Below are 11,265 nucleotides of genomic sequence, written 5' to 3' on the forward strand. Positions count from 1 at the left end.
ACAGTGGTTTTGTTAACGAAAATTCGCAGTGATTACTTGAAGTGGGGCGCGCGTTTCTGCAGCATCGCCATCGCGCCTTCTTTGAAGTCCTCGCCAGTGAGAAGTTCTGCCTGACCGGTATTTTCGAGCTCCAGCGCAGCATCGAGGCGGTCCAGTGTCGCCGCATTGAGTGCGCGCTTGGTGAGTTCGAGGGCGCGTCGGGGAGCCTTCGACGTGCGATCGACGACGGAGTCGACGAGTGCGTCGAACGCGTCGTCGGCGACGGTGCGGGACACGAGCCCGAACCGCTCTGCGTCCTCGGCGGAAACTCGCTCGCCCAGCAATGCCATCTCGGCCGCTCGGGCGCGTCCGATCGCTGCCGGTACCAACGCACTGGCGCCGCCGTCGGGCATCAAGCCGATGTTGACGAAGGAGAGGAGGAAATAGGCGCTCGATGCGGCGTACGTCAGGTCCGCGGCTAGAGCGATGGACACGCCGACGCCGGTGGCCGGGCCGTTGACCGCGGCGATCACCGGGACCGGGGCGCTGGTGATGGCGCGAATCAGCGACGTCGCCGCATCCATGACGACTTTCGGGTCTGCGGGGTTGACGGCCGCTGCGGCGAGGTCGGCTCCGGTGCAGAACGCTCGACCGGATCCGGTGATGACGATGGTGCGAACGGCCGGGTCTGCGCCGCCGTCGTGGACGGCAGCTGCGAAAGCAGTCATCGTGGGCAGATCGATCGCGTTCATCCGCTTCGGGCGGTCGAAGGTCAATCGCAGTACACCGTCGGTGATTTCGGAGCGAAAGCCCGTCTCGGCGGTGGCGGTCATGCCGCGCTCACAGCGGTGACGAATCCGGAAAGCCGTGAGGTGATGAGGTGTTCGGCCTCCGAGACCATGCGGTCGATCATGTCGGCGACGGTCGGGATGTCGTTGATCAATCCTTGGCTCTGTCCGGCGGACCAGATGCCTGCATCGAGGTCGCCGTCCTCGAAGACCTTGCGTCCGCGGGCTCCGGCCACCAGATGCTGAATGTCGCTGAACTGCGCGTCGCCACGTGCTTCGATGTCGACGACCTCGGCACTGATCGCATTCGCGGCTACGCGCGCGGTGTTGTGAAGCGTCCGGAAGATCAGCTTGGTGTCGCGTTCGGTGTTTGCGACAATCTGCTCTTTAACCGATTGTGCGACAGGGGATTCCACGGTACACATGAAGCGAGTTCCCATGTTGACGCCGTCTGCTCCGAGCGCAAGCGCCGCGACGAGTCCACGTGAATCTGCGATTCCGCCTGAAGCGATCACCGGAATCGTGAGTTGCTGCGTGGCCGCCGGAATCAGAATGAGCCCTGGTATGTCGTCCTCGCCTGGGTGCCCGGCGCATTCGAAGCCGTCGATGCTGACGGCGTCGACGCCCAGTCTCTCGGCCTTGACCGCATGTCGAACTGCAGTGCACTTGTGGATAACCTTCACGTCCGCGTCCTTGAAATGCGGAAGATGATCGATCGGATTGGAACCGGCGGTTTCGACGATCTTGATCCCGGATTCGATGATCGCCTGGCGGTATTCGGCGTACGGCGGCGGCGTGATCGACGGCAGAATAGTGAGATTGACGCCGAAAGGCTTGTCGGTGAGATCGCGGGTTCGAGCAATTTCCTTGACGAGGTCTTCCGGTGTGGGTTGGGTGAGGCCCGTCAAGAACCCGAGGGCGCCGGAATTTGCCGTGGCCGCAACAAGTTCTGCTCGTCCCACCCACATCATGCCCCCTTGCACGATGGGATGGTCAACGCCGAACATTTCGGTGAAGCGAGTGCGAATCATCTGCTCACAACTACTTTCTTACGGTCGGTCATTCGGCATCGAACCCTCTTGCGGGCGAAGAAAACTTCACGCCGCAGGGAACGAGCCCGCCAGCGGACTACGTGCGAGGTTGTGCGAATCGTCACTAACATAACACCGCTGAGAGAGCGGGTGTCAAGACTCTTTTTCGGAATCCGTCCGCCGCTACAACTGCGTTGTAGGGTTTCGGGTGAAGCAGTACCGGGCGCGAATTGCGACCTTCGCGACGGTTAACATGATCCGTTCGGACTCGCGCCCGTGGAAGTGCGGTGCAGCGGACGAAGGCAGTGCAAGAGAAAGCAACGGAAGTGGAGGGTCAGGTGCCCGGACAGACACGCGTCTCCGTGCGTGGCGGCGACCCTGCACCACGGACGCGTCCGAAGAATCGGAAGGCGCAAATCGCGGCCGCTGCTGCGGAAGCATTCAGCGAACGTGGCTACCACGCGGTGGGCATCGACGAGATCGCAGCGAAGGTCGGAATTTCCGGTCCGGCCCTCTATCGTCATTTCCCCACGAAATACGCCCTGTTCGTCTACACCGTGAACAACCTGACGCAGGCGTTGTTGGATGCCAGCGATCCAGCTGTGCACGGAAACGAAAATCCACGCGAGCAGTTGAACTCCACAATGGTGGGTGTCATCCGCGCGACGATCGAGAATCGGCGCCGGGGAGGGCTCTACCGATGGGAGGGCAGGTATCTGGTCGACGAGGATCGTGAGCAATTGCGGGTGGGAATGCGCACGCTCAATCTTCGGATCGCCGAGCCGCTGGCAGCGGTTCGTCCGGAACTCGACCCGGCGGATGTAGAACTCATCGCGCCCGCCGTGCTCAGTGTGATCGCCAGTATCACCGGTCATCGATCCGCGTTGTCCGCCAAGCAGATCGAAGCGCTGATTCTTGCGGCATGCTGGTCCGTCATCGGCGTCGAATTGCCCGCTGCCGAGGAGGACGGCGCGAGGGCAGGGGCGTCCGAACGCAAAACAGGCCTCGTACGGACGTCGAAACGCGAAGTGCTGCTTCAGGAAGCAGTGTTGCTGTTCTATCAGCGTGGCTACCACGACGTGAGCATCGAGGAGATCGGTGCCGCGGCGGGTATCAACGCGTCGAGTGTGTATCGGCACTTCGCGAGCAAGGCCGACCTTCTTGCTGCGGCCTTCCACCGTGCGTCCGATCGTCTGACTATGACGTTGGGCTCGGCGTTGGCTGAGTCGGAGACTCCTCTCGCGGCCGTCGAGACGTTGGCGAAGATGTACGTCGAGGTTTCGTTCGGAACCAGCGAACTGTTGGCCGTGTACTTTGCCGAGATCGGCAGCTTGCCGGATCGATCACGGACCGAGTTGCGCAACATTCAGCGTTTGAACGTCGAGGAGTGGGCGCACTTGTGTGTCGAGGCGCGTCCGGAGTTGACGATCGTCCAAGCGCGGTTCCTCGTCCACGCGGCGCTCGGACTGGTCTTCGACATCGGCCGAATTGTGCACTTTTCCTCGGAGAACTCCGCGCAGGCCCGCGTCGAGAAACTGCTGTCCGCGACGCTCCTCGGGTAGTCCCGCCCGAAACAGTAGGTGTGACTTCACGTATCGCGGGTAGGTTCGTGATCGCAAGGCGTTCACCGAATCATGTGAAGACGGAAGTAGGGACAGCAATGCCAACTCGTACCGCACGCACCGCCTGGAACGGCACCCTCGAGGCCGGATCGGGACAGGTGGAACTCACCAGCTCGGGCGTCGCCACCTTCGACGTGTCGTTCCCCAAGCGCGCAGCTGAGGAGGCCGGCGGAACCACCAGCCCCGAGGAACTCATCGCCGCGGCGCATTCGTCCTGCTATGCGATGCAATTGTCGGCCCTGATCGCCGAGGCCGGCGGGACCCCGCAGAGCCTCGACATCACCGCGGACGTGTCACTCGGCCCCGACACGGTCGGATTCAAGCTCACCGGAATCAAGCTCACCGTTCGCGCCGAGGTCGACGGCCTCGACGCCGACGGTTTTGCCAAGGTTGCCCAGGCGGCCAAGGAAACATGCCCGGTCAGCAAGGCACTGACCGGCGTCGACATCACGTTGGATGCGGCCCTGGACTGATCATCTCGCGCTCGGGCGCCCCCTCCGGCGCCCGAGTGCGGTTGTGTGTGACGACCAGGTAGCTCGCGAACAGGATCGGGAGCACCCACAGGTCCGAGGGATCGCGATAGACCAGGATCGGCAAGAGATCTCCGCGGAATCCTCCTGCGGTCAGGCGGAGAAACCCGATCACCCACTCGTATGCGTCGCCGATCGGCGGTATCACCTTCACGGCGACGAAGCCGATCCCCGTGACCGCGATGGACCAGGCGATCGCTGCTCGCCCCACCAGACTTCGCCTGAGCACCTCGAGAACCGAGAGCAGAAGCAGGGGAAGCAGGAACACACCGGCGACGTCGGACAGCTTGCCCGTCATCGTGTTCCCGAATGCCCCTTTGAGTACGTGGTCGTTGATCAAGATGACGGCCACCGAGACCAGTGCCCACGGATTCAGCAGCAGATCGCCCGGACGATTCACGACAGGTTGATGGTTGCCGAGCCGGACGAGAACAGATCGCACTTGAACTGAAGGCGCAGACCGGTGGCGGCTTCGGGGACCTCGTACGCCAATTCGCCTCGTTTGGCAGCGCCCGGCGCGAGCTCTCCGTCGACACTCGACGTGCTGCTGTCGGTGAACGTGATGTTGTACGACTTGTTTGCCGAGTCCTGCAGTTCGAAGCACATCATCGACGAGACCGTCGACGGCTTGTCACTGTTGTTGGTGACCTCGGTGTCGACCACGACGTAGCGGTTTCCGGGATCAGCGGTGATGAACTGATTGGTCGAGACGTAGGGATCGACGACGCCGTGTACCTGGACGCGCCAGTCGCCCAGTTCGACGACGTCACCGATTCCGAAGGCGGCCGCAGGTGCGGCGGAAGAACCGTTGTCGTCGACCTTCTTCGCTTCGTCGGTCTCGCCCGAGGCGATGGTTGCGAACAGGGCTGCGCCGACGGCGAGGAGGGCGAGGGGAGTGCGGAGTGATCGCATGATGTGCGCCTTTCGAGAGTTGGTATGGCACAAGTCAACGATGTGAGGACTGCTCACCGCTTCGGTCGAAAGATCGGTCCGCCTCATCCTTTCGGTCGGAGCCTGGCGGTTCGTCCACCCGTTCGGCTGATTCGAGGCGTCGGTGGCGGTGGATACGCTTGCTCGGTGATCACCACCAAAGGAACCGTTGTGCGACGACGCGTATGGACTACCGCCGCTGTCGCGTTCAGCCTTTTCTGTTCCTTCATGACGGTGGGCATCGCAGGCGCGTCGGGAAATATGCCACCGGTATTGGTCGGTATCGGGTTCGTCCTGGGCGTGGCCGGTGGGATATCGCTTGTGTGGCGCCATCAGTATCCCTGGGTGGTTCTGGCGATCACGCTGGTCGGCCCGTTGTTCTTCCCCACCGATGCGACGGCGGCGCTCATCGCATTGTTCGCCGTTGCTCGGATCGCGCGTGGGCCTCGGCTTGCTGCCGCTGCGGCAGCTGTCTTCGTCGCGTGCGGAATTTCGTTGACCTACGACGCTTTTCGCAATCGTGAGTACTCCGTTCTCACGATGGGAACGATGAAACCCAAGGACGGTTCGGCGGTTGTTCAATACGATGTCGCCATCTGGATCCCGTGGCTCGTCGCAGCCGTCATGGTCGGCATCGTCGTGGCGCTCTCGCTCCTGATTCGGACCAGAACCGAACTCGTCGAGGCAGAGCACGTACGGGATCTTGCCACCGAGAAAACAGACGTGATGCGCGACGAGATGATTCGCACCGAGGAACGAACGCGGATCGCGCGCGACATGCACGACACGATCGCGGCCAGTCTGAGCCGGATTTCGTTGTTCGCCGGTGGGTTACAGGTCAGCGCGGCAGACAATCCCGAGAAGGTCGTCAACACCGCTGCGATGATCAGAACCACCGCGCACGAGGCTTTGGACGAATTGAAGGGAATCGTCGGAGTGCTCAGGGGAAGCGGTGATCGCCGCGAACACGGCGGGCACCAGGGGATCGACGCGATCGGCGATCTGGTCAACGGTGCACGCGCCGCGGGCATTCACTGCCGTCTCGAATCGGAGTTGCTCCCGGGTGATGTCGGAATGCTGGCGGGGCACGTCTGTTATCGCGTCGTTCAGGAATCGTTGACCAACGTCCAGAAGTACGCGAGCGACCAGATGCTCGTCGTTTCGGTGACCGGGTCGCCGCACGACGGAATTCGTATCCTCGCACGCAACAAGCTGAGCGAGCTTGCACCCATGACGTCGATCGGTTCGCGGTCCGGCTTACGCGGGTTGGCCGAACAGGCAAGAGAAATCGGCGGCAAGGTGGAGGCAGGCGCGCTGGGGGACGATTTCCTCGTCAGTTGCTGGGTGCCCTGGTCGTCGTAACCCTCCCACCCTCCGACTGTCGGGGGCTCTGGGTAATCTGAGCGCACTATGGACGCTGACTCGCGCATCACAGTTTTGATCGTCGACAACGACGCCTGGGTTCGGCGCGGAATGAAGGACATCCTGGAAGCAGCGCCGGACATCGTGGTGGTTGCCGAGGCCGAGGACGGCGATCAGGTCGCAGCCAAAGTCACTCGGTTTCGTCCGCACGTGGTGCTGATGGATCTGAAGATGGCACGGGTCGGTGGCTTGGAGGCCACCCGAGAGTTGATGACCATGAGCAATCCGCCGAAGGTCATCGCGATGACCGCCTTCGACGTCGACGACATGGTCGTGCAAGCGGTCGAGGCGGGCGCGCACAGTTTCCTGAGCAAGGACGCGGCCCCACAGGCGTTCCAGCAGGCAGTACGGGTGGTGGCGTCGGATCACTCGTTGTTCAGCTCCGATTCTCTACGTGCCATCGTGGCCTCGGCGCCGCGTCGGCAAACACCCGACCTGACTCCCCTCGCTTCGCTCACCGAGCGTGAGCGCGAAGTGCTGACAATCCTGGCGACAGGCGCGGCCAACAGCGTCATCGCGGAGCGACTGTACCTCGGTGAGACCACCGTCAAGACGCATATCTCCTCGTTGTTCGCCAAGCTCGGTGTGCCCAACCGGGTGAGTGCGTCGTTGATCGCGTTCCGGTGTGGTCTGGTCACGTGATTCTGTGACCTCGTGACGCGAGCCGGGACTAATCCCGGCCCTGTTCGTTGTTGCACCTTCGGTGACTGATCAAATCGTGATTGACCAAGACGTGACCATCGAAGTGTGGTCTGACGTCGCTTGTCCGTGGTGCTACATCGGAAAGACCAGGTTCCTTTCGGCGCTGGATCGTTTCGAGAACAAGGACCGCGTCAACGTCATCTGGCGCTCGTACCAGCTCGCTCCGGAGACCCCGGTGGGAGAGGGCCGAACCGAACTCGACGCCTTGGTCGAGATGAAGGGGATGGCGCCTGATCAGGTACGTCAGATGTTCGCCCACGTCAGCGCGACGGCAGCCGAGGTCGGCTTGACCTTGGACTTCGACACCGTGATCGCCGCCAACACCTTTGATGCGCACAGGTTGCTGCATCTCGCTGGTGAGCGGCAGAACGAACTCCTCGAAGCGCTGTTCAAAGCGCACTTCAGCGACGGCAAGGTGATCGACGACCGTGAGGTGCTGGTCGAGCTGGCCGTGAGCGTCGGCCTCGACGCCGACGTCGTGCGCGAGCAACTGGGCTCCGATGCCGCAGCCGAGGCTGTTCGCGAAGATCTGTCCATGGCCCGCCAACTGCAGGTCAGCGGCGTTCCGTTCTTTGTCGCCAACCGTGCGGTCGCAGTATCCGGCGCTCAGCCCGAAGAGGTGTTTCTGCAGTTGCTTACTCAGGCCTCCGAACCGGCCTGAGTAAGGCGAGCGGCACGAACTGCCGGGGCGTTCGAGAACGGCAACAGATGTGCACCGTCGTCGGGGCAGGAAAGCGTGACGTGCGCTGCATCGACGAACCGGTACGGCTGCGCTGCAACAACTCCGGCAAGGTTCTTGCGCAGACGCGACATCTCGGCCCGCGCGGTCACCGTGCGGGCCGGGTCACCGAAAAGATCCTGCGCCAACCGCGATGCGGTCAGTCCACGCCTCTCGGATCCGAGGAGAAACAGAATCTCCGCATGCCGCTGGGTCGGGGAGTAGGCCCATTCGCCCAACCCCGACGTGACGGTCACCGACATGTTCTCGGAATCGCGCAGATCGATATGCACCGTGGGCGCACTGATTTTCTCGCCGGTGACGATCGGCCGGACCACCCACCCGCCGGGAAGTGGATCCAGTTCGCACAGACCCAAAGCGGGGAACCACGTCCTGCCGGGAGCCAAAGCCGCGGGGAGCAGCACGCGCGAGCGATGAGGTAGCGCATCGACCGCCGCTACCCAGCCATGAGTATCGATCACCAATGCCGGTGATCCGCTTCGTGCAAGCATCGGCCCTGCAACAGAACGCAATTGATCGAGATTGTCCCGATGCTTGTCGCGTAGGTGTGATTGCGCGAGGCGTGCGACGGCGTCGACCAGAGCGAGTGTGGTGGGGTGGACGGTCTTGGCGGGACCACTGATGTCGACGACGCCGATGACACGGTCGTCCCGCGGATCGCGGATGGGTGCCCCCGCGCAGGTCCACGGATGATGGCTGCGCGCATAGTGTTCCGCCGAGAAGATCTGAACCGCCTGTCGTGACACCAATGCCGTTCCGATGGCGTTGGTGCCGACGCTGTCCTCGGCCCAGTTCGCACCCTCGACAAATCCCAGACGCGCAGCTTGGTCCAGTACACGATGGGACCCGCTGCGCCACAGAACAGTTCCGCGAAGATCTGCGACGACCATGATGTTCTCACCGCTCGCGGTGACCGATTCGAGTCCACGCGTCACGTCGTCGAGCACGTCGTACAGTCCGGACTCACGACGACGGAGATCGAGTTCGGCGACGTCCATGGACGGTTCGACCCGGTTGTGTTCGGGGTCGATACCTAACTCGCGCAGGCGTTGCCACGATTGGCGGACCACGTCCCTTGGGCGGGCCGGTGCGCGGTCTCCGGCCATCGTCGCGTCGTACACCGCGGCGAGGGTCCTCGCGTAGTCGCGAGGATCCTCGCCGGGCGGCATCGCAGGCTCGGGCAACCGCTTTTTCAGCGAAGACACCGCTTTCAGTGAAGACACCGCTTTCAGTGAAGACACCGCGGTCAGCGGTAGACGAGGCCGCCGTCGATGAGACCGGCCTGACCGGTCATGTAGTCGGAATCGGGCCCGGCAAGGTACGAGACGAAACCGGCGACATCGTCGGGGGTTTCAGCTCGACCCAGCGCAATTCCGCCGACGAACTTCTCGTACGTGGCGCCCTCTGGTGCACCGGTCAATTCGGCGAACCTCTTGTCGATCGTCACCCACATGTCGGTGCCCACGACGCCGGGGCAGTACGCGTTGACGGTGATTCCGTCGGACGCGTATTCCTTGGCTGCAGCCTGAGTGAGGGCCCTGACCGCGAATTTTGTTGCGCTGTAAACACCTAACATGGCGAACCCGTCGTGGCCGGCGATGGACGACGCGTTGATGATCTTTCCGCGCTGACCCAGAGCTTGGAACTTTGCTGCTGCAGCTTGAATTCCCCACAGGACGCCGTCGACGTTGACGCTCCAGATCTTGGAGACCTCTTCCGGCGTCGCGTCGGAGATCGGGCCGACGAGAGCGATTCCCGCGTTGTTGACGATGACGTCGAATCCGCCCAATTCCTGGTGTGCATGTTCGACGGCTGCGTGAACCCGCGCGCGATCGCTGACGTCGGCGACAAACGTCGTTGCACGACGGCCGATCTGTCTGATCTCGTCGGCAACCGCATCCAGCTTGGTTTGGTCGAGGTCGACCAACGCGATGTCGGCGCCGTCGTGGGCGAGGCGGAGAGCGATTCCGCGTCCGATGCCTTGGCCGGCGCCGGTGACCAGTACTACCTTGCCCGTGATGCTCATGCAGTTTCTCCTCGTAAGCAGTGAACCGGTTGCCTGGGAACCGGTGAGTGATTTGTATGTGACGGCGACCACAATGCGGAAGGGTTGCACTGTGTTGCAATTCCGCAGAATGGGGCAGCGGTTGCAACCCTCGGCAACCCTCCCGATGTCCCGCGCGACGGCTCCATAGTTGCGCAACCACTTCGCGAATCATCTTGCGAGACAATCTGGGAGAGGGAACATGACCGCTACAGTCGACACACCCACGGAACCGGCCACGCCGAGCCGACAACCGTCACGCCGCTGGATCGGGTTCGGGATCGCGAACCTCGTGATCGTTCTCGTGCTGGCGGTTGCGAGTTGGTACCTGCTCGCCGATCCGACCACCAGTCCCTGGAGTTTCTATCCTCTGCCGTTCAACGCGGCGCTTTTCTGGGCAATCCTTTTTGTGGTGTTCATCGGCTTCAATTGCGAGTTCGCCGGCTTCGACCGACTCCCGCAGCCGGCGAAAGGCCTGGCGATCATGGTCGCGACCGCGGTCTTCGCCGTCGTGGTGACGTGGCTCCTGGCAAACGGCTTGGGGAGTTTGTACCCGGATTTCGCGGCCGATCGTGAGGGCGGCCTCGGATATTTCGCGGGTGCGCTGTTCGTGCTCTTCGGCTTCGGGACCTGGGTGATGGTGGTCCTGAACTGGCAGCATTGGCCGTGGACTTCCCTAGGGATGAAGCAGCCGTTGGTGGGTTTGTGTGAGATCGCGTTTGTCGCCGTTCCGACGCTGGCGCTGTACTTCGTGTTCGGTCTGCCGTCCGTGTCGCTGTCCGCCACCGATCCGTTGATGACCGTCGACACCGTACTCGGGTGGTTCTACTGCGTCGTGGTGGTCGTGATCCTGACTGGCCAGACGCTCGACAACTGGCCGTGGCGACTGTTCGGCGGCGGCGGTAAGACGGCGCTCGCAGCCACGATCGGTAACTTCGCCGTCGGAACCGGCTTGTACTTCGTGGCACTTCCGGTCGTGAAGGTGTTGGTGGGAAGCGATGCCGTTGCCGAGTTGGGTGGTGTGGTCCATCAGTTCCCGGCGCAGCTCGGTGTGTGCTGGGCCTTCTGGATGATCTTCTGGGCCAACGCCTTCGGTAACAAACCCACGGGCTTTGCGGACGGGGTCAACCTGGCGATCCGCGCGCTGCTCACGTTTGTGCTCGCGGTGGTCACATTCTTGTTCTATTACCGCTTTGCAGCAGAGCACATTCTTCACGAGCCGGCAGTTGTCGACGGATTACACGGCAATGCACTGGGTTTCGTGGATTGGGCCGTGTTGTGGACGTTGTTCTACGTCGTGGGATTTCAGTCGCTGGGACTCGGCAAATTCACGCCTGCTGAGGGGTGAGTCGGTTGCCCGCACATCGGTGCGGGCAACCGGTGTCGGACGCCGGCACCGCGTCCACTGATTGCAACAGACTGCAACGCTTGTGACCGGGGCCACTTATGGGATGTGCTGTGTGTCACATTCACAAACA

General features: G+C 62.5%; 12 protein-coding genes. 6 read left to right on the top strand and 6 right to left on the bottom strand.

What is annotated here, in order from left to right; genetic code table 11:
- Window positions 1-32: 32 nt before the first annotated feature.
- The gene (locus ATN38_RS27390) at window positions 33-812 is read right to left on the bottom strand and encodes an enoyl-CoA hydratase (protein WP_218749071.1); all 780 of its coding nucleotides are present in this window, start codon (window positions 810-812) and stop codon (window positions 33-35) included.
- Window positions 809-1,798: a nitronate monooxygenase family protein gene (locus ATN38_RS27395; RefSeq protein WP_063315059.1), complete on the bottom strand. Its 990-nt coding sequence runs from the start codon at window positions 1,796-1,798 to the stop codon at window positions 809-811. Before ATN38_RS27395 ends, ATN38_RS27390 begins: the two co-directional genes overlap by 4 nt.
- Window positions 1,799-2,136: 338 nt before the next feature.
- Between ATN38_RS27395 and ATN38_RS27400 the strand changes: the two genes are divergently transcribed.
- Window positions 2,137-3,360, top strand: a complete 1,224-nt coding sequence (locus ATN38_RS27400) for a TetR/AcrR family transcriptional regulator (protein ID WP_039972781.1) — start codon at window positions 2,137-2,139, stop codon at window positions 3,358-3,360.
- Between the two features lie 98 nt (window positions 3,361-3,458).
- Complete coding sequence (locus ATN38_RS27405; protein ID WP_007726950.1) at window positions 3,459-3,893, top strand: OsmC family protein; 435 nt, start codon at window positions 3,459-3,461, stop codon at window positions 3,891-3,893.
- Here the strand turns inward: ATN38_RS27405 and ATN38_RS27410 are convergent.
- On the bottom strand, window positions 3,868-4,350 hold the full coding sequence (locus tag ATN38_RS27410) for a hypothetical protein (protein WP_218749072.1): 483 nt from the start codon (window positions 4,348-4,350) through the stop codon (window positions 3,868-3,870). The two genes, ATN38_RS27405 and ATN38_RS27410, sit on opposite strands and share 26 nt — an antisense overlap.
- Window positions 4,347-4,862: a DUF4352 domain-containing protein gene (locus ATN38_RS27415; RefSeq protein ID WP_003945701.1), complete on the bottom strand. Its 516-nt coding sequence runs from the start codon at window positions 4,860-4,862 to the stop codon at window positions 4,347-4,349. Before ATN38_RS27415 ends, ATN38_RS27410 begins: the two co-directional genes overlap by 4 nt.
- Before the next feature lie 24 nt (window positions 4,863-4,886).
- Here ATN38_RS27415 and ATN38_RS27420 point away from each other — a divergent pair, with 24 nt between their 5' ends.
- From ATN38_RS27420 to ATN38_RS27430, 3 genes are all read left to right on the top strand, one after another.
- Window positions 4,887-6,242 carry a sensor histidine kinase gene (locus ATN38_RS27420; protein WP_218749073.1) on the top strand — a complete coding sequence of 452 codons (1,356 nt, stop codon included), beginning with the start codon at window positions 4,887-4,889 and terminating at the stop codon, window positions 6,240-6,242.
- A gap of 48 nt (window positions 6,243-6,290) precedes the next feature.
- Window positions 6,291-6,944 (top strand): response regulator transcription factor, encoded by a 654-nt coding sequence (locus ATN38_RS27425; protein ID WP_218749079.1) that lies wholly within the window; start codon window positions 6,291-6,293, stop codon window positions 6,942-6,944.
- Window positions 6,945-7,020: 76 nt separating this feature from the next.
- Window positions 7,021-7,665: a DsbA family protein gene (locus ATN38_RS27430; RefSeq protein WP_223304575.1), complete on the top strand. Its 645-nt coding sequence runs from the start codon at window positions 7,021-7,023 to the stop codon at window positions 7,663-7,665.
- On the opposite strand, the gene ATN38_RS27435 is transcribed toward ATN38_RS27430, so the two are convergent.
- Together ATN38_RS27435 and ATN38_RS27440 are read right to left on the bottom strand one after the other, a co-directional pair.
- Window positions 7,644-8,912 (bottom strand): GAF domain-containing protein, encoded by a 1,269-nt coding sequence (locus ATN38_RS27435; RefSeq protein WP_058039317.1) that lies wholly within the window; start codon window positions 8,910-8,912, stop codon window positions 7,644-7,646. The genes ATN38_RS27430 and ATN38_RS27435 overlap by 22 nt on opposite strands.
- Before the next feature lie 77 nt (window positions 8,913-8,989).
- Complete coding sequence (locus tag ATN38_RS27440) at window positions 8,990-9,769, bottom strand: acetoin reductase (RefSeq protein ID WP_054826788.1); 780 nt, start codon at window positions 9,767-9,769, stop codon at window positions 8,990-8,992.
- 220 nt (window positions 9,770-9,989) lie between these two features.
- Between ATN38_RS27440 and ATN38_RS27445 the strand changes: the two genes are divergently transcribed.
- Entirely contained in the window at window positions 9,990-11,135 is a 1,146-nt protein-coding gene (locus ATN38_RS27445) for a hypothetical protein (protein WP_218749081.1), read from the top strand.
- The last annotated feature ends 130 nt before the right edge of the window (window positions 11,136-11,265 follow it).

Source organism: Rhodococcus sp. FH8 (assembly GCF_019266085.1).
In the GTDB taxonomy this organism is placed as follows: Bacteria; Actinomycetota; Actinomycetes; order Mycobacteriales; family Mycobacteriaceae; genus Rhodococcus_F; species Rhodococcus_F qingshengii.